Genomic DNA, 25,579 nt, shown 5'->3' with positions numbered 1-25,579 from the left:
ATAGGGACGGGGACATTGTGGGGGCGTTATCCGCCCGCAAGTGCAGCTATGGCAAGCAGGATATGAAGGGCCGCCACAGAAGCGACAAGGAAAAGCGCCATTCGCCGCATGAGTTCCAAGGTTTCGGAAGACTCATTGGGCCGACTTTCCGAAAAAAGGGTGTCAATAGGCTGCTCCCGAACGTCGTGCCAGCCGAGCCGCTTGAGATGACGGCGCATCAGATGGTCTTCGCCGCCGTCGTAACCTAGCCAGCCGGCATTTGTCAGATCGTAGTGTCTCTCGCCGAGACCACGTATCGTTGCAAGCGTTCTTGCGGCATCATCCTGCATATATGTACAGGGTTCATCGTCGGGATCCCGCTGCCAAAATCCGTACACGAGCAGACGGTAGAGCGCATTGCATCCTTCCATCGTTACCACTAGGTCTTTTATCTCCCGGCTTTGATAGAGATCGCGGTCGAGGCGCTCGTTGTCGTCGGTGAAGTAGACCTCCGGCAGCGATTGATCGTCCTCAAAAATCACATCGCCTGGCGTGATGATCAGCTTCCCCCAACGCCAGTCGATCGGAATTGCCACGGCCGCGCTGGACCAAGCGCGCTCACGGTCATTGAGCGGCCGCCGCCAATGTTGTCGGCCGATATCCGCGGAGCGAGCCCGGCCGCGTGTTCCGTCTGGTAGGCGGACGCGGTCGGCGGCAAAAGCTATTCCGAAGCGATAGTGGAGAACGGCAACGCCATGCCGCCGACCATAATCGCTCCGTGGTTCATTCGGCCCGCTCTGATCCGTAGACAGCAAATACCCTTCGGGATATTCGTCGTTCTCGAATGGCCACATGACTATCCAACCTTCCGCGCGCAGCCGCAGGCGGCGGCTGCTCATCCAGGCGATCTCCGGCAACCAGGATGTGGATTGTTCCCGTCTTGATCCCACCGGTTGCGCAACGAGTTACCGGAAAACGGTCAAGCGTTTGCGCATTTGGTTTGGGCAATTTTATCCAATATCGTTTTGCTCGCGTTCAGCCGGACGACATGATGCGCGGGCGGGTGGTGCTACCGGTCGAAGGGAACGGTCGATTTTCTCTCGCGCCTGTCGGCAAGCGTCGCCTCGGTTCGTCTTCACGACGTGCATCAACGGAGAGCCACCGCATGAAGCTCTATTTCAGCCGCAACCCCAATCCGCGCCTGGCGGTCGCCACGGCCCGATTTCTGAAGGCAGAGGTCGCGTTCGAATATGCCGAGCCGCTGGCGTCGGGGCAGGCGGACCGCTATCGGCCGCTCAATCCCAACCTGCTTTTGCCGATCCTGGAGCGTCCCGGCCGGGCGCTGTGGGAGGCGGATGCGATCGCCTGCTTTCTCTCTCGCCAGGTCGGCTCCAACCTCTGGCGAAGGGATGACGACGAGCCGGAGATGATCCGCTGGATCAGCTGGGGCAAGGAGAACTTCGTGAAGGCCTGTGACATGGTGCATTGGGAGCGCGGCACCAAGCTGCGCTACGGCATCGGCACTTGTGACGAGGCCATGGTGGAGGAGGGGATGATGGCGTTCCACAAGGCGGCCCGGCTGCTCGATGCCGAACTCTCCGGTCACGCCTGGCTGGTCGGCGAGGCGGTCTCCTACGCCGATTTTCGCATGGCGACATTCCTGCCCTACAATGATGTGGCAAGGCTGCCGCTCGCGGACTATCCGGCACTTGCGCGCTGGGCCGGGCAGCTCGAGGCGATCGACGCCTGGCGCGATCCGTTCCGCGGGCTTGATGCGCCCGCGTTGCCTCCGATATCAGGCTGAGCGGCGGCCTTTGCCTGCCGTCGAGCGGCGGCGACGGCCGGTGGTTGTCGCCGCGCATTCGCAGGTTGCGTGATTGTTCTCGCCATCCATTTTCTCCTCTGCTAATACAGTCGCGCTAGCATGCGAACAGCCTCTTCTTGCTCAGAAGGAATTCGTCCGATGCGTTTCACAGTCGCAATCGCAGCAGCAGCATTGATGTCCCTTCCGACAGCAACCCTTGCCAAATCGCCGGCCGATATCGCCGATCTCGTCGGCGCACGCGCGCCTGGCGCCGAGAGCGAGATGCAGTCCAGGGGCTATGTCGACGTCGGCGGCAACAATACCTGGTGGAATGCCGGCACCAAGACCTGCGTCCGGGTGCATGTCTCCCAGGGACACTACTCGGCGATCTCGCAGATCAAGCCCTCGGCTTGCGGCCAAGGGAGCGGCAAGAGCACGCCATGCCCGCCGGATCTGTCGCAGGCCGATCTCTACAAGCATCCGGGCTGCAGCCTCTAGGGGCAGTCGCGTCCAACTGGTGCTGGGCTGGAACTTTCGCAGTGAAGGCAACGGTGACACGGGCGGTGCCGGCGGCCGCCTCGGCTTCATTGTGCCCTTCGATCGGCGGGGAAAGCGGTACGAGAGCGCCGCGACCATTGCGCAATGCGATGATCTTTGCTCTCCTTTGAATGGCCTATCGGTGGAGCAGATTGCCCCTGGCGATCGGATTTTGCGGTTGAAAGCGTCGGAAACCGCCAAAAAAAGGCCGATTGCGGCAGATATTCCCGCCCCAACCATTCCCGCCCAAAACCCGAAAGGTGTTTCGCCTTTTTTAGGAAAGCGAGATTTGCCTACCTTCAGTACCCTTTTGGTTGTCCCGCTGGAGACGGGACGTATCGCGAAGGTATGGAGGAGATACCCTTGGCAAGCATTTCAGAGGACACTACGCATACCCAGAATCCGGCGCAAAATCCGGAGGACGAACGGCTGAGCATTGGTGCCAATCTGGCCTATGGCCTGCAGCACGTCTTGACCATGTATGGCGGCATCGTCGCCGTTCCGCTGATCCTTGGCCAGGCGGCGGGCTTGAATTCCAGCGATGTCGGCCTGCTCGTCACCGCCTCGCTTTTCGCCGGTGGCCTCGCCACCATCCTGCAGACGATCGGCGTGCCATTCTTCGGCAGCCGCCTGCCGCTGGTGCAGGGCGTCTCGTTCTCGGGTGTCGCCACGATGATCGCCATTTCCGGCAATGGCGGCATTCCGGCGATCCTTGGCGCGGTCATCGCGGCCTCATTGATCGGCCTTCTGATCACGCCGGTGTTTTCGCGCATCACCCGCTTCTTCCCGCCGCTCGTCACCGGCATCGTCATTACCACCATCGGCCTGACGCTGATGCCGGTTGCGGCATTCTGGGCGATGGGCGGCAACAAGGCGGCGCCGGACTTCGGCAGCACCGCCAACATCCAGCTTGCGGCGGTCACGCTCATCATCGTGCTGCTCTTGAGCAAACTCGGCAATGCTTCGATCTCCAGGCTTTCGATCCTGCTGTCGATCGTGATCGGTACCGGCATTGCCTATGTCGCCGGCATGACCGATTTCTCGCAAGTTGCAAACGGCCCGGTCTTCGCATTGCCGAGGATCTTCCATTTCGGCTATCCGACCTTCGAGCTTGCGGCTGTTATCTCGATGCTGATCGTCATCATGGTGACGCTGGTCGAGACCTCGGCCGACATTCTCGCCGTCGGTGAGATCGTCGAAACCAAGGTGGATTCGCGCCGGCTTGGTGACGGCCTTCGTGCCGACATGCTGTCGAGCATTCTCGCGCCGGTCGTCGGCTCCTTCACCCAGAGCGCCTTTGCCCAGAATGTCGGCCTCGTGGCGGTGACGGGCGTGAAGAGCCGTTACGTGGTGGCAACGGGCGGCCTGTTCCTGGTAACGCTCGGCCTCTTGCCGATCATGGGTCGCGTCGTCGCCTCGGTGCCGACCTCGGTGCTTGGTGGCGCCGGCATCGTGCTCTTCGGCACGGTTGCGGCAAGCGGCATCCGCACGCTGTCCAAGGTCGAGTACAACAACAACATGAACCTGGTGATCGTCGCGACCTCGATCGGCTTCGGCATGATCCCGATTGCGGCGCCCGGCTTCTACGAGCATTTCCCGGCCTGGGTCGCCACGATCTTCCATTCGGGCATCTCGTCGGCGGCTGTCATGGCGATCCTGCTCAACCTCCTGTTCAATCACTTCACCGCAGGCAATTCCGACCAGCAGTCGGTCTTCGTGGCTGCAACCGAACGCACGATCCGCTACCAGGACATCGCAAGGCTGCACGACGGCGACTACTTCCTCAACGGCAAGCTCTACGATGCCAAGGGCACCGAGGTGCCGCTGATTGCGGCGGAGGCGCACTGAACCGGCAAGCTCCCTGAAATGATGCAATCCCAGACTGCTTTCCCTGGGGTTGCTTTGAATTACGCAACTCCGGACGAAAAACCGCTTCGCACTTTTTCTGGAGTTGCTTGTGAAACCCGCCATTCCGGGCAGGAAACCGCTTCCTGTTTTTCCTGGCGTTGATTGAAAAACCCAACAAAAGGACATTGGGAATGACACGTGAGACCGACAATTACGCGCTGCTCGATGCGCTCCTTCACACGATGGAGAAGGGCATCATTCCGGCCACGGAAGCGGGCGTTGCCGCCGGCAACAAGATCTTCGGCGCGGCGCTGATGCGCAAATCCGATCTTTCGACCGTGCTTGTCGAAACCAACAACGAGACGGAAAACCCGCTCTGGCACGGCGAAGTGCACACGCTGAAGCGGTTCTACGAGATCGAGGGCGAGAAGCGGCCGGACAGCCGCGACCTCATCTTCCTCTCGACGCATGAGCCGTGCTCGATGTGCCTTTCGGCGATCACCTGGGCGGGTTTCGATAATTTCTTCTACTTCTTCAGCCACGAGGATTCCCGCGACAGTTTCTCCATTCCGCATGACCTGAAGATCCTGAAGGAGGTCTTCACGCTGGAGCCGGGCGGCTACAACCGCACCAATGCCTTCTGGAAGGGCCAGTCGATCCACGCGCTGATCGACGCTCTGCCCGAGCCGCAACGCCAGGAACTCAAGGCCCGCGCCGAGGCGATCCGGGCGAAATACGACGATCTCTCCTCCGTCTATCAGGACAGCAAGGACGGCAACGCCATTCCGCTGAACTGACGCTCGAAAAGCCGTCACCTGTACCGGGCCGTTTCATTCTCTCATCAGAGATTGAAATGGCCTATTTCTTTGAAAGAATATGCATTCCTCCTCGCCAGGGCAGGTGCTAGGGTCGCCTCCATACAGTCGCGTTTCGGGGGAATTGCGTGAACTGGTCCAGGCCTCTCAGGGTGCATCTCAGCGTGCTCGTCGTGGCGCTGCTCATCTTAACGGCGACGCCGATCATCTGGATGGCGTTCAGCCAGGGGCGGCAGGCGGCGATCCTTGCCGGCGAAAAGCACATGCGCGAGATGAGCCTGAGGCTGATCGAGGGCTACAGGAATGCGCTCGAGGGCGGCCACGAGGCGGTCGCGCTTGCGTCCACCGTGCCGCAGCTGGCCGTCGCGCCGCCGGGCGACCTGCAGCCGAAGGAGCAGTTCTTCCTGGAGGTGCTCAGAAGCGTTTCCAACGCGACGAGCGTCTATGCCGGCTATCCTGATGGATCCTACCTGCAGGTGATCAACACGGGGCGGGACTATGTTCGCCAAAGTCTGGCGGCACCGGCAGGCACCGCCTTTGCCGTTCGGTTGCTTGCGCATGCCAAGGACGCGGGCACCGTCTCGACCCTTCGGTTCCTCGACGCTGCGGCGCAGACGATCGGGGAGCGTCCGTTCGAGCGCACCAATTTCGACCCGCGGCAGAGCCCCTGGTATCAGACGGCGTTGCGAGCCGGCGGTCCGGTTTCCGTCGGGCCCTATGTCACGGGAACGCTGAAGGTTCCGACGCTGGCGCTCGCCGTTCCGCTGAAGGGCAAGGAGGGGATCGTGGTCGGCACCAACATCCACCTTCAGACCATCAGCCGCCTTCTCGATGCGCGCGAGATCTCACCGCGGGCCCGGTCCTATGTCATCGGCAGCGACAACAACCTCGTCGCCCATTCCGATCCCGCGGTCATGAGCACAATCCTCGGCGCCTGGTCGGGTGGTGGCGGCGCCGGCATGCGCAGCCTGGATCCCAGCCTCGACGTCGTCGCCGGGCTGCGCAAGGATCCCGCCTATGCGGGCGGTGGTCTTGCCGAAGCCGATTTTGCCGGCGAGCGCTATCTGGTCCAGATGGCACCCGTCAGCGTATCCGGCCTCTTCAAGGGCAGCTCGGTCGCGATCGTCGTGCCGCTGCAGGATCTGGTGGTGCAGGCAAACCGGCTCCTGGTGCGCAACCTCATGATTGCCGCAGCCGTGCTGGTGGCCGGCGTGGTCGGCTCGCTCATGTTGTCACGCGTGATCAGCCGCAAGCTCTATCACCTCGCCGACGAGGCGCGGCGGATCGGTGACCTGAACTTTGCCGGCACGGACGCCCCGCATTCCTGGATCACCGAGATCAATACGCTTGGCGGCGCGCTTTCCGCCAGCCGGCGCGCTATCGTCCAGTTTGCGCTCTATGTTCCGCGCGAGGTGGTACGCCGGATCATCGACCCCGAAGGTGGGGCGGCGGTCCGGGGCAGGCGGCAGGAGGTGACGGCGCTTTTCACCGACGTGCGCGACTTCACCACCATCTCCGAACAGCATTCGCCGGAAGAAGTCGTCGATATCCTCTCGGCCTATTTCGAGATGCTGAACACGGTGGCCGAGCAGTACCACGGGACCGTGATCCAGTATCTCGGCGACAGCATCTTCGTCATCTGGAACGCGCCGGTTGCCGATCCGCAGCACGTCGAGAATGGCTGTCATTGCGCGCTGGCGATGAAGGCGGCGGTCGATCGCCTGAACGAGACCAACCGCAAAGGCGGCCGGCCGGAGCTGTTCACGCGCTTTGGCGTGCATACGGGGCCGGCGGTCGTCGGCAGCTTCGGCGCGATCGCGCGGCAGCAATACACGGCCATGGGCGACACGATCAACGTCGCCTCGCGGCTCGAAGGGCTGAACAAGGAGTTCAACACGTCGATCCTGGTGAGCGGGGCGGTGCAGTCTGCGGTTGCCGACCTCTTCGACTTCCGCGCGATGGGGATGGTGCACGTGAAGGGGCGCTCGGGAGGCATCGACCTCTGGGAGCTGGTGAGCGCGAACGCCCGTTAGTCCTTGCCGCCGCGACGACCACCGCCCAACGGGGCGGATCAGCGCTCCGCCAGCAGGCCGGTGGCCATGGCGCGGAAGGCCTCGATCGCCTTCGGCAAGACCGCTTTCGGCTCGTCGCTGGCGGCGACCCAGAGGGCAGCGTTGAGGGCGGCACCGCTCAAGAGCCGCGCGGCCGCTTCCGGATCGACCGGGTTCAGAACGCCCTTGTCCAGCAGTTCTTCCACCGACCGCTTCGTCGCCAGCAGGCAACTGTTCTGGCTCGGCCATTTCGAGGGGTCGCCGAGCACGGCCGGGCCATCGAGCAGAACGATGCGCTGGACTTCGGGATCGAGCGCCATCTCGATATAGGCCGCTCCTTCGGCAAGCATCGCCTGCCAGTGGTCACCGGCTGCCGCATCTGCGCCGATCTGCTTGGCGCGGGCGGCCATCTCGCCGTCGATCTGGGTTACGACCGCGGCCAGGAGCCCGCGCTTGTCGCCGAAATTGTGGTAGAGCGCGCCGCGCGTCAGCCCGACATCGGCGGTCAACTCATCCATCGAGGCCGCCGCATAGCCCTTTTCGGCAAAGGCCTTTCGGCCGGCCGAAATCAGCTTCGCGCGGTTTTCCTCCATCGTTTCCTGGCGGCTTCTGGCCATCATTGACCTCAAATTCAGATACGGCGCGTATATGGATTTGACATGCGCGTCGTATTTCGCTATTTCAGATACGTTCCGTATATCAAATGAAGCGGGTTTTGTGAAGTTCTGCCTGAAACGGCAGCGCGCGCCCGTTTGCGCGCCCTCAATTTACGAGAAGGATCAGACCGATGACCAAACGCAACGCAATCTTTCCGGCAAATCGTCATGCGCTCTACGAGGCGCACGGCTACTCCGCGGCCATCCGGTCGCAGGACCTGCTGTTCGCCTCGGGGCAGGTGGGGAGCCGTGAGGATGGCACCCCGGAGCCGGATTTCGAACGCCAGGTCGAACGCGCCTTCGACAATCTCGAAGCGACGCTCGCGGCAGCCGGCTGCAGCTTCGACGACATCGTCGATGTGACGACCTTCCACACCGATCCCGAACACCAGTTCGAGACGATCATGGCCGTCAAGAACCGGATCTTCAGCGAAAAGCCCTATCCCAACTGGACCGCCATCGGCGTCAACTGGCTCGCCGGTTTCGATTTCGAGATCAAGGTGATCGCGCGGATTCCGGCCGGCCAACTGGCCGCGTAGGTCATTGGGAACGTGGCGACCCGGGTTCTAGTGCAAATGCACCAGCTTGTCCGGGTTGCGCACGACGTAGATCGCCACGACCTTGCCGTTCTCGATCTCTAGCGCAGTCGTCTGCAGTTCGCCATCGGCCTCCCGGGTGACAAAGCCGGGCAGGCCGTTGATGAAGCCGGCGCGCACGAGCGTCGAGCCGTGCTTGGCAAAGAGGGCGGCCAGTTGCGCGTGCACCTTCATCACGGCGTCGAAGCCGAGGATCGGCTGCAGGGCGGCCGGGCGCTTGCCGCCGCCGTCGGAATGTACGCTGACATCGGCTGCGAGCATGGAGCCGAGCGTTTTCATATCGCCGTGGCGGGAGGCGGCAAAGAAGGCGTTGGCGAGTTCCAGGCCGCGCTGCTGCTCGATCTGGAAGCGGGGGCGTTCCTCGCGCACATGGGTGCGGGCCCGGGCCGCAAGCTGGCGGCAAGCGGCGGCGTCGCGCTCGATCGTTGCCGCTACCTCATCGAAGCTCTGGCCGAAGACGTCGTGCAGCAGGAAGGCGGCGCGCTCCAGCGGCGAGAGCCGTTCGAGTGCCAGCATCAGGGGCAGGGTGACGTCGTCCTCCGGCTCCTCCTCGACGACTGGATCGGGAAGCCAGGGGCCGACATAGGTCTCGCGCTTCAGCCGCGCGGATTTCAATTGGTCGAGGCAGAGCCGCGTGACGGTGCGGCGCAGAAACGCCTCCGGCTCGCGCACGGATGTGCGGTCGGCCCCCATCCAGCGGATGAAGGCCTCCTGCACCATGTCCTCCGCATCGGCGACCGAGCCGAGCATGCGGTAGGCGACGCGGACGAGCTTCGGACGCAGCGGGTCGAAAACCGCCGCTGCGTCCTCATGGGCGCTGTCCACCATCAGGCGGCAGCCTGGGCGGCGGCCTTGGCGGCTGCCGGATCGACCCAGAGGCCGAAGCCGACGGCCAGACGGTTCCAGCCGTTGATGACGTTGATCATCAGCGTGAGCTTCACCTGTTCCTCCTCGGTGAAATGGTCCTTCAGCGCCTGATAGGCCGCTTCATGGCCGTGGCCTTCCGAAAGCCGCGTCAGCGATTCTGTCCAGCCTAGCGCGGCGCGCTCGCGATCGGAATAGCAGGGCGCTTCGCGCCAGGCGGAAAGCAGGTAGATGCGCTGTTCCGTCTCGCCCTTTTCGCGGGCTTCCTGGGTGTGCATGTTGATGCAGTTGGCGCAGCCGTTGATCTGCGAGGCGCGGATTTTCACGAGTTCGATAATAGTGGCGTCAAGGCTCGCGGCAACGGCCATCGAGACACTGGTCCAGCTCTTCATCAGTTGCGGGGCAGCGGCGAAAAGGTCGATCTTGGCAGTCATGGTTCCGTTTCCTTTCGTTGGTTCCGATACCATGACGAGCGAGCGACGGCCGGTGTGACATGGCCGCGAATTTTTTTTGAAAACTCCAGTGTGGATTGTTTTGTGCGGAGCCGGCGCATGCCGCGCCGCACTAACCCGTTTGGATGACTATGCCGCATTCGGCCGATATGTGAGTGTAGCCTGGGGGATCCTTTATTGCAGGTGGTGGTGCCGAGTGCTTCGGGAGTTACTCAATGGCAGACGAATTCAATGCCGCACTCGATATTCCGTATGTCTTCGAGATCAGCATTAACGACTTTGCGGCGCTGTGGCGGAAGCTGGAGAGGCGAAGCTTTGCGCTGAAGGCGCTTTTGCCTAACTGGTATGGCCAGCTCCAGGGAGAATTCGCAGCAAGCTTCGGCGCGCTCGATGCCTATGTTGGCCACGGCAGTGCGGTCATTCCCCGAAACGGCATGGAAAAGGCCGCTGTGGAGGCGGTAATCGCGACAATGCTGATGGGCCGACTCGGCATGGCCATTCGCGAGCTGGCCGTCGAGGCGGGCCAGGCCGCGACCCAAGAGGGCGCTCCCATCAAGGGCCGGCTTCACTATGGCAAGGACAACCGGATTATCGGTGTGGACAACGAGTATCTGCGCCGGGTGCTCGATCCGGCCGAGGACTATCAGGCCGCTGGCTGCGTCTTCGAGGTGCTCGGCTATTCGCCGAGCAGTCCCTTTTCCATGACGTCGAGGATCGCCTCGATGATGCTGCTCTTCAACCGTGGCATGGCTCCCTTGAACGGCCGGCCGGTCGAGTACAACGTCATCCTGAAGACGATGCACGCCTTCATCGCTGCGGAGAACCTCGGCTATGTCATGACCTTCGAGCACCGCAACACCAATGACGACCTGTCGATCTTCACCACCAACGAATTCAACAAGCTGACCATCCAGTCGGCGGAGGGCGACCTTCGCCTCATTCAGAAATACCTGAAGGCCATCGGCTACTATTTTGGCGATGTCGACAATGCGCTCGGACCGGAGTTCGAGGTCGCTGCCCGAAATTTCGCGCGCGTCTACAGGCTGGACCACTATGCGCACTACAGTGACCGCGATTTCCTGTACACACTGGCCAATGCCTATGTGCTCCACCGCAGCCAGATGTCGACGGGCGCGCGCTAAAGCTCATCGCGTGAAGCACGTCGTCGCCGCAAAACCGTTGCACACATTTGCGCGACCTGCATCGGGACCCACAGATCGCGCGTCCCCCGGTTTTGTCATACCCCTGTAAAAGGGTGGCCCTATCCCTCGGCGCCAGTTTCAACACGAGGGTGTATCCATGAAATCGTTTGTCTCCGTCCTTGCCGGCGCTGTTGTCGCAGGCCTGCTTTCGACCGCGGCCAATGCCGAGAGCCTGGTGCTCTATACCAGCCAGCCGAACGAGGATGCGCAGGCGACGGTCGACGCGTTCCAGGCCGCCAATCCCGGCATCGAGGTGGAATGGGTGCGCGAGGGCACGACCAAGATCATGGCCAAGTTGATGGCAGAGATCGAGGCCGGCAATCCGGTGGCCGACGTGCTGCTCATCGCCGACACCGTGACCATGCAGCGGCTGAAGGAAGCAGGCCATCTCGCCGACTACAAGTCGCCGGAAGCGGCAAACTACGACGCGGCACTCTATGATGCGGATGGCGCCTATTACTCCACCAAGATGATCACGACCGGCATCGTCTATAACACCTCCGCCGCCATGAAGCCTGAAGGCTGGCAGGATCTCAGCAAGCCGGAGGCCAAGGGCCTCGTCACCATGCCGAGCCCGCTGACCTCGGGTGCGGCTCTCATTCACGCTCAGACCCTGACCGGCATCGATGGCCTCGGCTGGGACTATTACAAGGCACTCGCCGCAAACGGTGCTACGGCTGCCGGCGGCAATGGCGGCGTCTTGAAGGCGGTTGCGACCGGCGAGAAGGCCTATGGCATGCTCGTCGATTTCATGGCGATCCGCGAGAAGGCCAAGGGCGCGCCGGTGGAATTCGTCTTCCCGGCCGAGGGCGTGTCTGCCGTGACCGAGCCCGTCGGCATCCTGAAGACCGCCAAGAACCTCGAGGCGGCGAAGAAGTTCGTCGACTTCCTGCTGTCCGAGGAAGGCCAAAAGACGGCGGTGAAGATGGGCTATATCCCGGCCCGCAACGGCGTGGCGCTGCCTGCGGGCTATCCGGCCCGCGAGACGATCAAGGTGCTGCCGGTCAATGCGGCCGAGGCCGTGAAGAACTCCGCCGCGGATCTCAAAACCTTCTCCGGCATCTTCGGTACGAACTGATCCCGGGAATGCTTGAACGCAACGATGCGCGCAGCCGGCCCCGCTGGCTGCGCCTTTCCTTTCACGGCCGGACGATGGGCGCGCCCAAGGTGCGGGCAGGGGCGAGCCCCGCCGCCGAGCCGCGCTGGCTGGTGCCCTTCGTTCTCGGCTGCCTGTTTCTCCTCTGCCTGCTGCCGCTCTTCAGCCTGGCGAAGGCCGGCTTTGCCGGGCTTATTTCGGGCCGGTCGATTGGCGTGCTCACGGAACCTGCAACCTTTGCCGCCATCCGCAACACGCTGATAACCGCGACCGGCGGCATGGTCGTCTCCGTTGTCATCGGCGCGCTCTTCGCCTTCTCGGTGGCGCTGACGGATGTGCGCGGCAAGCTTGCGCTCAGCTTTGCCTTCATGCTGCCGATGATGATCCCGCCGCAGGTGACGGCGCTTGCCTGGGTGGAGATGACCGGGCCGGCGAGCCCGCTGTTAAAGACGCTCGGGATTGCGCCGCCGCTCGGCAGCCCGCAGCCGCTCTATTCGCTGGCAGGCATTTCGCTGCTTCTCGGCGTCCAGCATGCGCCGCTGGTTTTCCTGGCGCTGAAAGCCGGGCTTTCCGCCACGCCGCGCGACGGGGTGGAGGCGGCACGGCTTGCCGGGGCCACGCCATTCCGTGTCTTTCGCGACATCGTCGCGCCGCTGTCGCTGCCGGGACTGATTGCCGGTGCGGCGATCGCCTTCGTCTCCGGCGTCGGCAATTTTGGCATTCCGGCGATCCTCGGCATTCCCGCGGGCATCGAGGTGCTGCCGACCCTGATCTATACGCGGCTCGCCAGCTTCGGCGCCGGCACCTTCGGCGAGATCGCGCTGCTCTCCAGCCTCATCGCCATGATCGCGGCTGCCGGGCTGATCCTGCAGCAGAAGGCGCTTGTCGGCAGGGATTACCGCATCATCGGCCTTTCCGGGTCGAATGCCGCCTTTTCGCTCGGCCGCTTCCGCCCGGTCGTCGAGCTGGTCCTCGTGGCGATCCTGCTTCTCGTGCTGGTCGCACCGCTCGCCGCTCTTGTCGCGAGCTCGCTGGTGCCGGCCTATGGCGTGCCGCTCAACCTTCAGACGGTGTCGCTGCGCGCTTACGAAGAAATTCTCTTCCGCCAGTCGATGACGCTGAAGGCGCTTGGCAATTCGATGTTCCTTGCAGCAACGGCCGCATTCGGCCTGCTCGCCGTCTCGGTGCCCGCGGCCTATCTCATGACGCGGCGCAAGGGGTGGCTTGCCAATACGCTCGGCATCCTCATCGAGATCCCCTATGCGCTGCCGGGCATCGTGTTGGCCGTCGCCTTCATCCTTACCTTTGCCGCACCTCTGCCGATCCTCAAGGTCTCGCTCTATGGCACCATCTGGATCATCCTGGTTGCCTACTTCTCCTCGTTCCTCGCCGTCAGCCTCAAGCCGGTGATGAGTGCTTTCCTGCAGATGGACCCATCGCTGGAAGAGGCGGCGCGTCTCGCCGGTGCTGGCTTCTTCAGGCGGATGTCCGACGTGATCCTGCCCTTGGTAGCGCCGGCCGCGGGTGCGGCGATCATCCTCGTCTTCCTGATTGCCGCCAATGAGCTGACGGTCTCGGCGCTGCTCTGGTCGGCCGGCACCCAGACACTCGGTGTCGCCATCTTCAATCTCGACGACAGCGGCTCGTCGGACCTGGCCGCAGCCCTTTCCGTGCTCGTGGTCGTCATGGTCGTCATGCTGATGGCCGCGCTCGAGGCTCTCGCAAACTATCTCCCGGAAGGCGTGCTGCCGTGGCGCAACTGATCCTCAATCACGTCACCAAGCATTTCGGCGGCGGCCGGCCGGCGGTTTCCGATGTGTCGCTGACCGTGCGGGAAGGCGGCTTCCTGGCGCTGCTCGGGCCTTCCGGCTGCGGCAAGACGACGGTGCTGCGCATGATCGCCGGCTTCGAGCAGCCCAGCGATGGATCGATCGATTTTGGCGAAAGACGGCTTTCGGATGCTGCACGGGCGCTGCCGCCGGAGCGACGCAACATGGCGATGGTGTTCCAGTCCTATGCGCTCTGGCCGCATATGACGGTGGCCGAAAATGTCGGCTATCCGCTGAAGGTCCGCGGCATTTCAGGCTCGGCGTGGCAAAGGAGCGTCGCCGATGCTCTGGCGTTGGTAAAGCTCACCGACTATGCCGACCGCCGGCCGGCAGCCCTTTCCGGCGGCCAGCGCCAGCGCGTGGCGCTCGCCCGCTGCCTGGTGACCTCACCGGATGTCGTGCTGCTCGACGAGCCGCTCGCCAATCTCGACCAGCACTTACGCAAGTCGATGGAGGAGACCTTCCGCATCTTCCACGAGCGCTCGGGCGCGACGATGATCTATGTGACGCACGACCAGGCGGAAGCCATGGCGCTCGCAACCGATGTCGCCGTCATGCACGAGGGGCGGCTGATGCAGATGGCGCAGCCGGCCGAGATCTACGCAAGACCCGAAGGCGCCGTCGTCGGCGGCCTGATCGGCCGTGGCTCGGTGCTCAAGCTCGCCGTGCCGGAGGGCATGCCGCGGGCGACGGATTGGCCAACGCTGCGGTCAGCGCTTGCCGGCGTCGGCATGGAAGGCGCAGGCGATGGCGCCGTGCGCGACGTCCTCGTGCGCCCGGAACATGTGCGCCACGACGGCGAGGGCATGGCGCTCCGCGTCGTCTCCTGCGTGTTCGAAGGCGAGCGTTTTGCCCTGACCTTGGCTTTGCCGGACGGTCAGTCATTGAAGGCCTATGGCGACAGGGCGATCATGCCGGGAGACACGGCGCGCTTCGTGATGAGCCAGGGGTGGCGGCTCTAGGCCGGGTTGGCGTCAGTCGCAATCGGGTTTGTCGAGTTCGACCTCGAACTGGCGCGGGCCGACAACGCCAGGCTTTGCCGACAGACCGACGATCCTTGCGATCACCGTGCATTTGCCGGCGACGACGGCATAACGGTCGCGGCCCTGGCTGATGACCTTGTCGATCGGGTGTTTGGGAACGGCGACGGCGACCGCGTTGATGACCGCGTTCAGTTCGCGGGCACGCTGAAAATTCGGCGCAAGGGCGGCATTGGCCTGACCAGTGGCAAGGACGAGGACGAGGCAGGCGACGGCGGATCGGGCGAACATGGCAAGCTCCTGTTTGGAAGAGGCAAGCATGATCGCCCGGCAGATTCAAGGACAGCGATCGGCCGGGCCGTCGATGGGAACGGTTCGTTGACAGGGGGTGATCCGAAGACGATCCTCGGCCAGCTTCGCCTCCAGCCTCTCGAACGGTCCGATGACATCCGAAACGCCGATACAGGAAACGCCGCTTGCGGGCGGGAACGTCAATGCCGGCGTCGTGCGCGTGGGCGATACGGTGCGCCGCGCCACGCGCCCTGAGAGCGCGACCGTTCACCGGCTGCTCCTCCGTCTCGAGGCAAAGGGCTTTGCGGGATCGCCTCGGTTCCTGGGCCTCGACGGCCAGGGGCGAGAGATGCTGAGCTTTATTGAAGGCGATGCCGGTGTCTCTTCCGACATCTGGCTTTGCGAGGATGCGCTGATTGCCGCAGGGCGGCTGCTTCGCGCCTATCATGACGCGACGGCCGAATTCGGCTTCGGCGCGGCGGATCGCTGGGCCTTTAGATATCCGGATCGGCGTCGATGGGAGGTCATTTGCCACAATGATTTTGCGCCGTACAATCTCGTTTTTCGGGCCGGCGAACCGGTGGGGATCATCGACTTCGATCTCGCCGGTCCCGGGCCGCGGCTGCGAGACCTTGCCTATCTCGCCTATTGGACCGTGCCGCTTTCCTTCCATTCCGATGACTTGAAGGCCGCGGCGCTGGCGGATCTCGATGATGGCAGCCGGCGGCTGAAACGGCTGTGCGCGACCTACGGTCTTGCCTCGGACGATGCGTTGCTTGGGATGGTCGCCGATGTGCTCGGGCATATGGGCGACGAGGCGGCGATGCTGGCAATGATCGGCGCGGCCGCGACCGAGCGGCTGAAACGGGACGGGCATCTCGATCACTGGCGGCGAGAGCGGGACGCCTTCGAGCGCTATAGGACACTATTGTCCCGAAACCTTGTCTGACGACCGGCGAAGCGGCAGGGCAAGCCGATAGCGCTCGCGAAAAAGAATTCTTGCCTACCGAAATAAACCATTGAGTTAAATGAAACTGGTTGTTATAAACAACCGGTGTTCCGCTTTTATGCGGTTGAGGAGGAACGGGGCGGTCGCCTCATCGACAGGAGGATAAGATGAAGCTTTATCAGGGCATGGGACCGAATTCGTATCGCGTGCGCATCTTCATGGCGGAGAAGGGGATCTCGCTGCCGATGGTGGATGTCGATTTCGCCAAGGGCGAGCACAAGGCGCCGGAGTTTCTCGCGGTCAATTCGCTCGGTCAGATCCCGGTGCTGGAACTCGACGACGGCACTGTTATCACCGAGAGCGTCGCGATCTGCCGCTATCTCGAGGAGACCACGCGCGAGCCGCAGCTCTTCGGCCATGACGCCGTCAGCCGCGCCAAGGTGGAGATGTGGAACCGGCGCGCCGAACTGGTGATCCTCGGCACCGTCGGCAATGTGGCGCTGCATTCGGACGCGTTCTTTGCCGAGCGGCTGACGCAGTTTCCGGCCTTTGCCGAGACCGAGCGGGCGGCGGTGCCGCAGAAATGGGGCTGGCTCGACGATGAGCTCTCGGATGGAAGGCCGTTCCTGGCAGGCGACGAATTCTCGATCGCCGACATCACCGCAGGGGTCACCGCCTGGCTCTGCGAGGTCTTCGGCATGGAAATCCCGGCTTCCGCAAAAAACGTCCAGCGCTGGCTGGAGCGGGTACGTTCGCGGCCGAGTTTTGAGGCCTAAGGGACAGCCTGTGGCAGGGGCGGTTTCGCGCAGTCTTAGGGTGGCGAGATCGGCCCCTCATGCGGCCTGCCGGCCACCTTCTCCCCGTTGTCGCGGGGAGAAGGTGGGACGTGGCGCCCGCTCGTTCCTTCGGCCAATGTGGCAGCCGCGTTGAGCGTCGGCAGGTCTCGACGTGGGGGCCAGCCGTCATCCGCGTTCCCTCTCCCCGCAGGCGGGGAGAGGGTCAGGGTGAGGGGATGGCATGCGCTATAGCATTGATTATTTTGTAGATTTCTCCATTCTGCCGACGAAACCCAACGGCCGGATTCTCGCCTCTGCGCCCCCGCTAAAATTCATATGTGGATAGGCGCGTCGCCCTTTTTGCTTGCCTTCTCCATGGCTTTTTTCAATTCCTAAAATACAAGCTGCCCGATTCGCCGCTGCCGGGCGCCTGCAAGGCGCTGGCTCTAGGAGACAAGCCATGACCGATTTCAAGAAGCCCACGATCACCGAAATGCGCCCGAAGATCACCGTGATCGGGGTCGGCGGCGGTGGCGGCAACGCCATCAACAACATGATCAACGAAGGGCTTCAGGGCGTCGATTTCGTGGTCGCCAACACCGACGCGCAGGCGCTCGCCATGTCGAAGTCGTCGCGCATCATCCAGCTCGGCGCCGCCGTGACCGAAGGCCTCGGCGCGGGCTCCCTGCCGGATGTCGGCCGGGCGGCGGCGGAAGAATCGATCGACGAGATCATGGATCACCTCGGCGGCACGCATATGTGCTTCGTCACCGCCGGCATGGGCGGCGGTACCGGCACGGGCGCGGCCCCAGTAATTGCGGCGGCGGCACGCAAGGCCGGCATCCTTACGGTCGGCGTCGTCACCAAGCCCTTCAGCTTCGAAGGCAAGCGCCGCATGGAAACGGCCGAGCAGGGCATCGAGCGGCTGCGCGAGGCGGCCGATACCGTCATTGTCATCCCCAACCAGAACCTCTTCCGCATCGCTGACGCCAAGACCACCTTTGCCGATGCCTTCGTGATCGCCGACCGGGTGCTCTATTCGGGCGTTGGCTGCATCACCGACCTGATCGTCAAGGAAGGCCTGATCAACCTCGACTTCGCCGACGTGAAATCTGTCATGAAGGGCATGGGCCGGGCGATGATGGGCACCGGCGAGGCGACCGGCGAGGGCCGCGCGCTGAAGGCGGCCGAAGCTGCGATCGCCAACCCGCTGCTCGACGAAGTGTCGATGCGCGGCGCCCGCGGCGTGCTGATCTCGATCTCCGGCGGCATGGACATGACGCTGTTCGAGGTGGACGAAGCCGCGACCCGCATCCGCGAAGAGGTCTATGACGAAGCCGACATCGTCGTCGGTTCGATCTTCGACCGTACGCTCGACGGTACCTTCCGCGTGTCCGTCGTTGCGACCGGCCTCGACGGCGCGCGCTCATCCGCCAACCCGGCCGGTGCCGCCGTCGGCCAGCCGGCGGCAGAACCTGCACCGACCCGCACGCTGCAATAGCATACGCATCCATCGCCTGCTTCAAGGACCCTCCCGATGTGATGACGCCATATCGGGAGGGTCCTTGCGTTTGGAGGCTCGAATGAGCGACGAGGGTGTGCCCGCCGATGAGGCGGCAAAGCACGCGCCAGCGGCACCAGGCCGTGCGGCGAGAGCGGTGATGGCGGCTGAGGCGGTGCTCGCGGAACGCTTTCCGCAGGCGATCTTTGCGATCGTCGCGGGCTCGATCCTGCGCGGCGAGGGTACGCAGACCTCGGATATCGACCTGGTGGTGCTGCACGAGGCCCTGCCGGCCGCCTGGCGGGAAAGCTTCCATTTCGACGATTTTCCGATCGAGGCCTTCGTGCACGACTTCGAGACGCTCAACTGGTTTGTCGACCAGGATATGGCGGGCGGTTGCCCGGTGCTTGCGGACATGGTGGCGGGCGGCGTTGCTATCGGGCCTGAGCGGGCGCGTGCCGAAGCGCTTCAGGCCGGGGCGCAACAGCGCCTGGAACGAGGGCCGGCGCCGCTGACGCCTGAGATACGCGACGGACTACGCTACCAGATCACCGATCTGGTGGATGATCTGCGCGATGCACGCCCGGCCGCCGAGATCCGCGCCATTGCCGCCGAACTGACGAAGCCGCTCGCCGATCTGATGCTGCTTGGCCGCGGGCGATGGTCTGGGCGCGGCAAATGGCTGCCGCGGTTGCTCGTCCGGGCGGACGCGTCGCTTGCCGAACGCTTCGACACGGCATTGCGCCACGCGGGCGCAGGACAGGCAGCAGAGCTGATCCGGCTTGCCGAACTGGAACTGGCGCCGCATGGCGGGCCGTTGTTTGCCGGCGACCGCCGAACCGCGCCGCCGGATGCCCGGCGTTCGGGTCTTCTCGCGCAGTGAATGCGCCGGCTCGTGGGATGGCCGCCTCCGATGCCTTGGGCGCGGATGGGGACATGATCTGTTTGCGAGGAACCGCCGGGACGCTTCAACACGAGCGCCGGCGCCCGCAGGGCTGACGGCCAAGTTCTGGGTGAGCCAACAGCTACGGCGAGTGCAGAGGCGAGGCCTTTGGCCTTCACTTGCTGCGCGGAGGGCGTGGCTCCCGGCGCTCAGCCTCCTCGACCACGGAGAATGGAAGCTCCTCGTACATCGAGCGGTTGAATTCGGCGAAGGTTAGCCTGCCATCGATGAACACTTTGAAGTAGCGCCGGCAGACGTCCTCCGCCATTTCTTTCCGGCTGGAATAGGGCGTTCCCTCAAGCGCATTGTCCTTCAGGTCGGGCAGGTACTCCGATACGCATGCCTCTACATATTGCCGCTGCGCGCCCGGGCGCTTGCGCAACGCGGAGATCGTCCACTCATATTTGGAATAGCTCATATATTGCTCGGTTCGCGGCGCGAACAGGACGATGGCGATTGCGCACAGCAGAGCGACAAACATGCCGCCGGCGACGAGACGAAAGTCCATCTATTCAATCGTATAAATTGTTGCCCATGCCTATGTAAGACAACTTTAGCGGTTAGCAAGAGGCGCGCTTACGCGTCGAGTGGTTTCACGAAATGTTCCTCCCCCATTTGGGGGAGGAGGCTACGGGAAAACCACTTTCGTGCTTGGACCGTTCTCCCATCGTTCGGTGTCTATTAGAGGTTGCGAAATTGGGCGCTCCCAATTGCGCCCTCGGCCGGAGCGGGGACGGGCGGGCAGGGCACGATCGGTGGCGGGGCTATGTCGCTGCGCCTGCGGGGCAGCTGCCAGAGACGCCTGGGATGGAAACGGTAACGGTCGGCGGGTCACGACCGATGTCCTTCGCGCCGACTGGACAAAGGCAATCCCTGTGGTGGCGCTTCGAGCGCGAGTGCCGTCTTCAGCCAGAGATGGGGAGAATGGAGAGGTGTCGCGCCGGGCCGGAGCATCGTTCTGCTACCGGCAGCGCGATCAGCGGGAGGTTCTTAAAGGGCGGCCAGCTGTTCGGCTGTTGCAACGATCTGCGTGTTGCCAAGCGAATGATCGGCATATTTGAACACCAGGATGCTCATGACTGAGGCGACAAGGGCTACCAGGATGATGCGCATGGCGTTGCTCCGACTTCCTTCTTGCCTGGCCTTGATCCTTCGTTGCGCCGGGCGGTGATCGATCCGGAAGCCCTGTGCTTTCCGGTCAAAGGCCTTCCGGCCTTTTGTTGAACCTGTTCTAGCAAATGGGCGGGGCCGACTATTGTTCCCGTGGGGACAGCGGGAAATCGCGGAGGCATGCAGCTTTTCGGTGTGCTCCAGCCCGTCCTGGGCCGGAGATTTCCCCGGGGAGCTACACGCCGTGTTGAAGCGGTAGCGCGAGAACGACGGATCGGAGTTGCGGCCGGCCACCGAGAAGTTCAACGGGCGGCTGAAGCGGCGCAGCCGTGTGAATTCGGACGCGTGAGGAGCGCTTCGCATCTCCTCGGGCTTCTGGACCTTCGATGTCGATTTGAAGAGATGGCCGCCGAACGGCTCTACAGGCCGAGGATCCAGAAGACGACGCCGAACAGCACGATGAATGCGCCGACGGCCAGCAGGAAGCGGGCCATGCCGGTGTTGGTATCCTTCGTGCCGACGAGACAGTACCAGAGGTGATCGTTATCCATTCCTGACGCTCCATCGAAAGGCGCTGCTGCCGCGCCCGCGCGACCCACCATACACGCAAAGGTCGTCGCGGCGCGTGGAATGATTGCGTGTCTTCGCCGCCGGACCGAGATCGGTGGAGGACGCGTGCCGTTGGCGGACGTTGTCACGTCCCAGCTCGGTTGCTCAAAGACAGGGTGGGGCAGGTTGCGTCTCGCGGCAGCTACGGCATGTCCATGCCGCTGTCGCCATCGACTGCCTGCTTATCCCTCCGCCTCCGCCGTTTCGGCCGCTGCCGGCTTTTTCGCCAGCGCCAGGTTGGCGGCGGCCGCTTCCGCCTCGGCTGCACCGGCAGCGCCGGAGCGCACGGTGACGGCGTTGGAGGCGAGGTCGAGGCCGGCTTCGCGCAGCGCCGGCAGCAGGCGCTTCATCGACTCGCGCTGCAGGATGCTGGGGTTGCCGGGGCGGGCGGTGAACTTGAGGCGCACGACGAGCGAGTTTTCGGTGACGTCCTGGATGCCTTGCATCTTCAAGGGCACCAGGAATTCGCCGCCGATCTCGGGATCCTCCAGCATGGCAAGGCCGACCTTCTTGATGGTCTTGCGGATTTTCTCGGGGTCGGCATCGCGCTCGAATTTCAACTCGAACTTCACCGTGCTCCAGTCGCGGCTGAAATTGGTGACCGCCTGAAGCTGGCCATAGGGGATCGTGTGGATCTGGCCGTTCTGGTGGCGCAGCCGGAGCGAGCGCAGCGAGATGCGCTCGACCGTGCCCTTGAGCTTGCCGGTATCGACATATTCGCCGACGCGGAAGGCATCGTCGGCGATGAAGAAGATGCCGGAGACGACGTCCTTCACCAGCGTCTGCGAGCCGAAGGAAAGGGCGAGACCCAGCACGCCGAAGCCGGCGATCAGCGGCGCAATATTGATGCCGAGTGCGGAAAGGATGACAAGGCTGGTGACGGCGAAGATACCGCCGAAGATGAGGTTGCGGACGAGCGGCAGGATGGTCGAAATCCGGCTTTGCTGGTGGACCACCGTATCGTCCTCGCTGTCGCCGGGCAAAGCGAGGCGGGCGGTGGGCGCGAAGGCCTCGAAGCTCTTCCAGAGGAAACTGCAGATCACCCAGCTCGCGACCACCGCAAGGCTGATGCGCTCGAGGATGACGATCCAGCCGATGGCACCGGCCGTATCATGCTGGACGAGCACCGGGCGCCAGAGCGTGATGATCAGATGCAGGCCGATCAGCCAGATGGCGCCGGCAAGCGCCGTCTGGACGCTGCCCGAAATCGCCGCGTGCAGCGCGTGGGAGGCCGGCGTGCGCCGGCGCTCGGCGGCAGCCCCCGCCAGCGAATGGATGCCGAAGGCAAGGATCGGAAGCGCGAGCAGAATGATCTGTGTCGTGCCGCCGGCAAAGCTCCAGGCGGCGCTGTTCGGGCTGCCGGCAACGATGACGCTCATCAGCCAGAGCACGATGGCGCTTGCCGCATAGAATTCGGGCACGCCGAAGGCGATGGCGCGGCGCACCGGGCCTGGGTTTTCACCGGCAAACACCGTGCGGATATCGCCGGCGCCGGCGATGAACCAATAGAGTTTCAACAGCGTCAACAGGGTCACGCCGATCAACAGCCAGCCATCGGTCGCAGCGTTCTCCAGTCCGCGCTGGTGGGCAAAGCGCAGGCTGGCGCCGAGGATGGCGCCGATCGCCCCATAGGCGGTCAGCATGTTGGCGTGGAAGCGCGGGTGGGCGATATCGAGCAGGCGGATCTCGGGCCGCGTCGGCGCAAACAGGAAGCGGGCGCCGACCGCATACACCACGGAGGCGAGGGCGATGGTGATGAGGGCGTGGGCGAGTTCGGCAGAGGCAGTGGCCGGCGTCAGGAACAGGCGGGCAACGGCATGAGCGGCCACGGCGAAGATCGCCAGATAGGCGATGTCGAAGCCAAGCCGGATCAGCGAGGCGCGCATGCGGTGGAGCAGATCGACCACTTCGAACGAGGCGCCGAACAGCCGGTGGATGAGGAGCCGGCTGGCAAAGGCGGCGGCAAGGCCGGCTGCGACGGCGAGCAGGGCCACGGCTGTTACCGAAACCACCGACCAGCCCTCGGCGCGGATGCCTGCCGCAACGTCAGCCATCACCCCGGCGATGCCGGACATACCGGCAACGCCCATCTGCAAGCCATTGACAAAACGAGCGGAAAGCGTGTCGAGCGTGTCCGGCTGATCGGGCGAGGACGTTGGTTCAGGCGTCGTGGTTGCGGGTGCAGCCTGATGCGTGGCCGCACCCCCCGACGCGGGCGCCGGTGCCGCGACGCCAGCGCCAGCGGGCGTCGGCGTTTCGCCCGAGGCCTGCGCCGCAGCGTCGCGCCACTCGACGGTCACCGACCCGCCGGCCTTGGCGGCGGCGCGCAAGGTCTCCTCGATCTCGGCAGCACTCTGGCCGGGTGTGAGGATCACGGTGACCGGCGGAGGCGTCGTCTCGGCGAGTGCAGGCAGGGCGAGGGTCAGGACGAGAACGAGGCCCGCCAGCAGATGGCGGCAGAGGAGGTGGAAACGCAGCATGAAATTCATCCATCAAAATCGGTTGTCCGCCCTGCGGCCTTGCCCATCACATTACATAACGTTCTAAAATTCCAATCGAATTTTGTGGGGCGGGATGGGGACAGGGCCGCCGCTCACCAAGGGTTGCCCTGCGCCGAAGCTGCCCCCTCACTGTCTTGCCGGACATCTCTCCCCGCCAAGCGGGGAGAGAGACGCTGGGCGGACGCTCCGGTGCCAGGTCCTCCGGCCTACTTCGTCGTGTAGCCGCCATTCACCAGGATCGTCTGGCCGGTCATCCACCAGCCGTCGGAGACGAGGAAGCGGATGTAGGGGACGATGTCCTCGATGTCGGTGAGGCCGGTCCTGGAGAAGGCCGAAAGGGCCGATGCGGTTTTGTGATAGGCGACGGCGTCGGCGCCTTCGGCCGGGTAGAAGAAGGGCGTATCCATCGGGCCGGGTCCAATCGCGGTCACGGAGATGCCGCGCGCGCCGAACTCCTTGGCTGCTGCCCGGGTGAAGTGCTCCACCGGCGCCTTGGTGCCGGCATAGGCCGCATAGAAGGGCGTGAAGGCGCCGAGCAGCGAGGTGACCAGCGTGCAGACCTTGCCGTTGTCGCTGACGTGCCTGCCGGCCTCGCGCAGGAAGAAGAATGCGGACTTCGAATTGACCGCGCTCATCTCGTCGTATTCGGCCTCGGTGATCTCGACGAAGGGCTTTTTCAGCACCTTGCCGACGGTGTTGACGGCGATGTCGATGCTGCCGAGCGCCGCCTTGGCGTCGGCAAAGAGCTTTTCGACATTGGCGGCGCTGGTGAGATCGCCGGAGAAGGCGTGGGCCGCGGCACCGGTCGCCTTGATCGCCGCCACGGTTTCATCGGCTGCCGCCTTCGTCGCCGCGCTGTTGTAATGGATCGCGACGCCACGGGCGCCGTGTGCGGCAAGATCGCGTGCGAGCAGGCCGCCGAGGTTCTTCGCGCCGCCGGCGATGAGGGCGGTTTTGCCGTTGATGCTGTGGTCTGCCATGGGTTTCTCCTGTTGTGGCCGCCTGGTTGCGGATGCTTTCGTTCGGCGGGCGGGGCTACGCATTTGCCCGAGATCGCCCCGCTCTCCGGTACGGGCCGCCTGTGCGACCGCCGCTCGTTGCGGACGTCGTGCCTCTTGCTTCATGGGGTGCGGGCCTTATCGCCGCCGACGCGAGAGGTCGGTGATGCGACCGGCATCGCGACCAGGAGAATATCGTCGGCGCTGCTGGCATAAAGCCCCCGAACGTGACATTACTTGTCAGGAATGACGAACAATGGGAGTGAGGCGTCGCGCGCCGGCATGGACAGGATCGAGCTTTTCCGCATCTTCACCCGTGTCGTCGAAAGCGCGAGTTTTACCCGCGCGGCCGACACGCTGGGCCTGCCGCGCTCCTCGGTTTCGGCGGCGGTGCAGACGCTCGAAACACGGCTCGGCACGCGACTTCTCCATCGTACCACGCGCAAGGTTGCGCCGACGCAGGATGGGGCAGCCTTCTACGAGCGCTGCCTGCGGCTGATTTCCGATATGGACGAGGCGGAGAACCTGTTTCGCCGCGACACCTCCGGCCCGACCGGACGGCTGCGGGTCGACCTGCCGAGCCGCATCGGCCGGCTGATCGTGGCGCCGGCGCTGCCGGAGTTCCTGGCGCGGTACCCCGGCATCGACATCGATCTCGGCATGACCGACCGGGCGGTGCACCTGATCGAGGAAAGCGTCGACTGCGCGCTGCGTGTCGGACCGCGCGAGGATTCGAGCCTGATTGCCCGGCCGTTCGGCACACTCAGGCTGATCAATGTCGCAAGCCCCGACTATCTCGAGCGCCACGGCACGCCGGAGACGCCCAACGATCTCAGCGCCCACGTCGCGGTCAACTACGCTTCACCCTCGAGCGGCCGGGTGGAGGACTGGGAATGGATGGAGAACGGCGAGGCGCGCACGGTTTCGGTTGCCGGCCGGGTCAGCGTCAACAGCGCCGAAGGCAGCATCGCCTGCTGCCTCGCCGGCCTCGGCCTTATCCAGATCCCGGCCTATGACGTGATCGATCACATCAGAGCGGGCCAGCTGGTCGAGGTGATGCCGCATCACGTCGCCGCGCCGATGCCGATGGCTTTGCTCTACCCGCACCGCCAGCATCTGTCGCGCCGGCTCAAGGTGTTTGCCGACTGGCTGGAGGGGCTGATGCGGGCGGTGATTGCGGCGTGAGGCGGCG

Annotated in this window: 25 protein-coding genes; 15 read left to right on the top strand and 10 right to left on the bottom strand. The window is 64.0% G+C overall.

Translation table 11 applies throughout. The features are described 5' to 3' along the window. Positions 1–26: 26 nt before the first annotated feature. Positions 27–878, bottom strand: coding sequence for a hypothetical protein (locus tag BLU15_RS02325; protein ID WP_060539187.1), 852 nt, complete (start codon positions 876–878; stop codon positions 27–29). A gap of 266 nt (positions 879–1,144) precedes the next feature. On the opposite strand from BLU15_RS02325, the gene BLU15_RS02320 reads away from it, so the two are divergent. The 5 genes from BLU15_RS02320 to BLU15_RS02300 all read left to right on the top strand — a co-directional run bounded on the left by BLU15_RS02320 (position 1,145) and on the right by BLU15_RS02300 (position 7,016). After that, positions 1,145–1,783 (top strand): glutathione S-transferase family protein, encoded by a 639-nt coding sequence (locus tag BLU15_RS02320; RefSeq protein ID WP_060516098.1) that lies wholly within the window; start codon positions 1,145–1,147, stop codon positions 1,781–1,783. Between the two features lie 159 nt (positions 1,784–1,942). Next, entirely contained in the window at positions 1,943–2,281 is a 339-nt protein-coding gene (locus BLU15_RS02315; protein WP_060516099.1) for a hypothetical protein, read from the top strand. 387 nt (positions 2,282–2,668) lie between these two features. Then, positions 2,669–4,168 (top strand): nucleobase:cation symporter-2 family protein, encoded by a 1,500-nt coding sequence (locus tag BLU15_RS02310; RefSeq protein ID WP_370689558.1) that lies wholly within the window; start codon positions 2,669–2,671, stop codon positions 4,166–4,168. A gap of 191 nt (positions 4,169–4,359) precedes the next feature. Continuing rightward, positions 4,360–4,965, top strand: coding sequence for a deaminase (locus BLU15_RS02305; RefSeq protein ID WP_034793244.1), 606 nt, complete (start codon positions 4,360–4,362; stop codon positions 4,963–4,965). A gap of 146 nt (positions 4,966–5,111) precedes the next feature. Continuing rightward, a complete protein-coding gene (locus BLU15_RS02300) occupies positions 5,112–7,016 on the top strand; it encodes an adenylate/guanylate cyclase domain-containing protein (RefSeq protein ID WP_089043572.1) in 1,905 nt (634 codons plus the stop codon). 38 nt (positions 7,017–7,054) lie between these two features. Here the strand turns inward: BLU15_RS02300 and BLU15_RS02295 are convergent, their stop codons facing one another. Further along, positions 7,055–7,651: a TetR/AcrR family transcriptional regulator gene (locus BLU15_RS02295; protein WP_176960261.1), complete on the bottom strand. Its 597-nt coding sequence runs from the start codon at positions 7,649–7,651 to the stop codon at positions 7,055–7,057. Between the two features lie 170 nt (positions 7,652–7,821). Between BLU15_RS02295 and BLU15_RS02290 the strand changes: the two genes are divergently transcribed. Then, the gene (locus tag BLU15_RS02290; RefSeq protein ID WP_090294133.1) at positions 7,822–8,229 is read left to right on the top strand and encodes a RidA family protein; all 408 of its coding nucleotides are present in this window, start codon (positions 7,822–7,824) and stop codon (positions 8,227–8,229) included. Between the two features lie 27 nt (positions 8,230–8,256). On the opposite strand, the gene BLU15_RS02285 is transcribed toward BLU15_RS02290, so the two are convergent. Beyond that, positions 8,257–9,114, bottom strand: a complete 858-nt coding sequence (locus tag BLU15_RS02285) for a sigma-70 family RNA polymerase sigma factor (RefSeq protein ID WP_060603541.1) — start codon at positions 9,112–9,114, stop codon at positions 8,257–8,259. Further along, entirely contained in the window at positions 9,114–9,584 is a 471-nt protein-coding gene (locus BLU15_RS02280; protein WP_034793267.1) for a carboxymuconolactone decarboxylase family protein, read from the bottom strand. Before BLU15_RS02280 ends, BLU15_RS02285 begins: the two co-directional genes overlap by 1 nt. A gap of 233 nt (positions 9,585–9,817) precedes the next feature. Between BLU15_RS02280 and BLU15_RS02275 the strand changes: the two genes are divergently transcribed. The 4 genes from BLU15_RS02275 (at position 9,818) to BLU15_RS02260 (ending at position 14,691) form a co-directional block, all read left to right on the top strand. Next, on the top strand, positions 9,818–10,744 hold the full coding sequence (locus BLU15_RS02275) for a peptidoglycan-binding domain-containing protein (protein WP_090294132.1): 927 nt from the start codon (positions 9,818–9,820) through the stop codon (positions 10,742–10,744). Between the two features lie 157 nt (positions 10,745–10,901). Beyond that, the gene (locus tag BLU15_RS02270; protein WP_090294130.1) at positions 10,902–11,882 is read left to right on the top strand and encodes an ABC transporter substrate-binding protein; all 981 of its coding nucleotides are present in this window, start codon (positions 10,902–10,904) and stop codon (positions 11,880–11,882) included. Between the two features lie 74 nt (positions 11,883–11,956). Then, entirely contained in the window at positions 11,957–13,663 is a 1,707-nt protein-coding gene (locus BLU15_RS02265) for an ABC transporter permease (protein WP_090294441.1), read from the top strand. Next, positions 13,651–14,691 (top strand): ABC transporter ATP-binding protein, encoded by a 1,041-nt coding sequence (locus tag BLU15_RS02260; RefSeq protein WP_090294129.1) that lies wholly within the window; start codon positions 13,651–13,653, stop codon positions 14,689–14,691. Before BLU15_RS02265 ends, BLU15_RS02260 begins: the two co-directional genes overlap by 13 nt. A 12-nt stretch (positions 14,692–14,703) precedes the next feature. Here the strand turns inward: BLU15_RS02260 and BLU15_RS02255 are convergent, their stop codons facing one another. Then, the gene (locus BLU15_RS02255) at positions 14,704–15,000 is read right to left on the bottom strand and encodes a hypothetical protein (protein WP_090294439.1); all 297 of its coding nucleotides are present in this window, start codon (positions 14,998–15,000) and stop codon (positions 14,704–14,706) included. A 151-nt stretch (positions 15,001–15,151) separates the two neighbouring features. On the opposite strand from BLU15_RS02255, the gene BLU15_RS02250 reads away from it, so the two are divergent. The 4 genes from BLU15_RS02250 to BLU15_RS02235 all read left to right on the top strand — a co-directional run bounded on the left by BLU15_RS02250 (position 15,152) and on the right by BLU15_RS02235 (position 19,109). Continuing rightward, positions 15,152–15,949, top strand: a complete 798-nt coding sequence (locus BLU15_RS02250) for an aminoglycoside phosphotransferase family protein (RefSeq protein WP_090294127.1) — start codon at positions 15,152–15,154, stop codon at positions 15,947–15,949. A 167-nt stretch (positions 15,950–16,116) separates the two neighbouring features. Further along, on the top strand, positions 16,117–16,725 hold the full coding sequence (locus BLU15_RS02245; protein WP_034793282.1) for a glutathione S-transferase family protein: 609 nt from the start codon (positions 16,117–16,119) through the stop codon (positions 16,723–16,725). Between the two features lie 460 nt (positions 16,726–17,185). Beyond that, complete coding sequence (gene ftsZ / locus BLU15_RS02240; RefSeq protein ID WP_034793296.1) at positions 17,186–18,226, top strand: cell division protein FtsZ; 1,041 nt, start codon at positions 17,186–17,188, stop codon at positions 18,224–18,226. 82 nt (positions 18,227–18,308) lie between these two features. Further along, a complete protein-coding gene (locus BLU15_RS02235) occupies positions 18,309–19,109 on the top strand; it encodes a nucleotidyltransferase domain-containing protein (protein WP_309139225.1) in 801 nt (266 codons plus the stop codon). A gap of 175 nt (positions 19,110–19,284) precedes the next feature. Here the strand turns inward: BLU15_RS02235 and BLU15_RS02230 are convergent, their stop codons facing one another. The 5 genes from BLU15_RS02230 to BLU15_RS02220 form a co-directional block, all read right to left on the bottom strand. Then, positions 19,285–19,677, bottom strand: coding sequence for a hypothetical protein (locus tag BLU15_RS02230; RefSeq protein ID WP_089043580.1), 393 nt, complete (start codon positions 19,675–19,677; stop codon positions 19,285–19,287). Positions 19,678–20,159: 482 nt separating this feature from the next. Continuing rightward, complete coding sequence (locus BLU15_RS40610) at positions 20,160–20,282, bottom strand: hypothetical protein (RefSeq protein ID WP_255380501.1); 123 nt, start codon at positions 20,280–20,282, stop codon at positions 20,160–20,162. Between the two features lie 416 nt (positions 20,283–20,698). Then, on the bottom strand, positions 20,699–20,830 hold the full coding sequence (locus tag BLU15_RS40605) for a hypothetical protein (RefSeq protein WP_255380500.1): 132 nt from the start codon (positions 20,828–20,830) through the stop codon (positions 20,699–20,701). Between the two features lie 240 nt (positions 20,831–21,070). Next, the gene (locus tag BLU15_RS02225) at positions 21,071–23,368 is read right to left on the bottom strand and encodes a mechanosensitive ion channel family protein (RefSeq protein ID WP_143034193.1); all 2,298 of its coding nucleotides are present in this window, start codon (positions 23,366–23,368) and stop codon (positions 21,071–21,073) included. A gap of 227 nt (positions 23,369–23,595) precedes the next feature. Continuing rightward, positions 23,596–24,369, bottom strand: a complete 774-nt coding sequence (locus BLU15_RS02220; RefSeq protein ID WP_034793314.1) for an SDR family oxidoreductase — start codon at positions 24,367–24,369, stop codon at positions 23,596–23,598. A gap of 300 nt (positions 24,370–24,669) precedes the next feature. Between BLU15_RS02220 and BLU15_RS02215 the strand changes: the two genes are divergently transcribed. Further along, on the top strand, positions 24,670–25,572 hold the full coding sequence (locus BLU15_RS02215; RefSeq protein WP_060601308.1) for a LysR family transcriptional regulator: 903 nt from the start codon (positions 24,670–24,672) through the stop codon (positions 25,570–25,572). Positions 25,573–25,579 lie beyond the last annotated feature (7 nt).

This window comes from Ensifer sp. YR511 (assembly GCF_900103045.1).
In the GTDB taxonomy this organism is placed as follows: Bacteria; Pseudomonadota; Alphaproteobacteria; order Rhizobiales; family Rhizobiaceae; genus Ensifer; species Ensifer adhaerens.
This window is presented reverse-complemented; position numbering and strand designations above follow the sequence as displayed.

Excerpts from the sequence above, each read along its gene's own strand:
- BLU15_RS02325 (WP_060539187.1), bottom strand. The coding sequence starts at position 878 with ATGAGCAGCCGCCGCCTGCGGCTGCGCGCGGAAGGTTGGATAGTCATG.
- BLU15_RS02320 (WP_060516098.1), top strand. The coding sequence starts at position 1,145 with ATGAAGCTCTATTTCAGCCGCAACCCCAATCCGCGCCTGGCGGTCGCC.
- BLU15_RS02315 (WP_060516099.1), top strand. The coding sequence starts at position 1,943 with ATGCGTTTCACAGTCGCAATCGCAGCAGCAGCATTGATGTCCCTTCCG.
- BLU15_RS02310 (WP_370689558.1), top strand. The coding sequence starts at position 2,669 with ATGGAGGAGATACCCTTGGCAAGCATTTCAGAGGACACTACGCATACC.
- BLU15_RS02305 (WP_034793244.1), top strand. The coding sequence starts at position 4,360 with ATGACACGTGAGACCGACAATTACGCGCTGCTCGATGCGCTCCTTCAC.
- BLU15_RS02295 (WP_176960261.1), bottom strand. The coding sequence starts at position 7,651 with ATGGCCAGAAGCCGCCAGGAAACGATGGAGGAAAACCGCGCGAAGCTG.
- BLU15_RS02290 (WP_090294133.1), top strand. The coding sequence starts at position 7,822 with ATGACCAAACGCAACGCAATCTTTCCGGCAAATCGTCATGCGCTCTAC.
- BLU15_RS02285 (WP_060603541.1), bottom strand. The coding sequence starts at position 9,114 with ATGGTGGACAGCGCCCATGAGGACGCAGCGGCGGTTTTCGACCCGCTG.
- BLU15_RS02280 (WP_034793267.1), bottom strand. The coding sequence starts at position 9,584 with ATGACTGCCAAGATCGACCTTTTCGCCGCTGCCCCGCAACTGATGAAG.
- BLU15_RS02275 (WP_090294132.1), top strand. The coding sequence starts at position 9,818 with ATGGCAGACGAATTCAATGCCGCACTCGATATTCCGTATGTCTTCGAG.
- BLU15_RS02270 (WP_090294130.1), top strand. The coding sequence starts at position 10,902 with ATGAAATCGTTTGTCTCCGTCCTTGCCGGCGCTGTTGTCGCAGGCCTG.
- BLU15_RS02265 (WP_090294441.1), top strand. The coding sequence starts at position 11,957 with ATGGGCGCGCCCAAGGTGCGGGCAGGGGCGAGCCCCGCCGCCGAGCCG.
- BLU15_RS02255 (WP_090294439.1), bottom strand. The coding sequence starts at position 15,000 with ATGTTCGCCCGATCCGCCGTCGCCTGCCTCGTCCTCGTCCTTGCCACT.
- BLU15_RS02250 (WP_090294127.1), top strand. The coding sequence starts at position 15,152 with ATGACATCCGAAACGCCGATACAGGAAACGCCGCTTGCGGGCGGGAAC.
- BLU15_RS02245 (WP_034793282.1), top strand. The coding sequence starts at position 16,117 with ATGAAGCTTTATCAGGGCATGGGACCGAATTCGTATCGCGTGCGCATC.
- ftsZ (WP_034793296.1), top strand. The coding sequence starts at position 17,186 with ATGACCGATTTCAAGAAGCCCACGATCACCGAAATGCGCCCGAAGATC.
- BLU15_RS02235 (WP_309139225.1), top strand. The coding sequence starts at position 18,309 with ATGAGCGACGAGGGTGTGCCCGCCGATGAGGCGGCAAAGCACGCGCCA.
- BLU15_RS02230 (WP_089043580.1), bottom strand. The coding sequence starts at position 19,677 with ATGGACTTTCGTCTCGTCGCCGGCGGCATGTTTGTCGCTCTGCTGTGC.
- BLU15_RS40610 (WP_255380501.1), bottom strand. The coding sequence starts at position 20,282 with ATGCGCATCATCCTGGTAGCCCTTGTCGCCTCAGTCATGAGCATCCTG.
- BLU15_RS40605 (WP_255380500.1), bottom strand. The coding sequence starts at position 20,830 with ATGGATAACGATCACCTCTGGTACTGTCTCGTCGGCACGAAGGATACC.
- BLU15_RS02225 (WP_143034193.1), bottom strand. The coding sequence starts at position 23,368 with ATGCTGCGTTTCCACCTCCTCTGCCGCCATCTGCTGGCGGGCCTCGTT.
- BLU15_RS02220 (WP_034793314.1), bottom strand. The coding sequence starts at position 24,369 with ATGGCAGACCACAGCATCAACGGCAAAACCGCCCTCATCGCCGGCGGC.
- BLU15_RS02215 (WP_060601308.1), top strand. The coding sequence starts at position 24,670 with ATGGACAGGATCGAGCTTTTCCGCATCTTCACCCGTGTCGTCGAAAGC.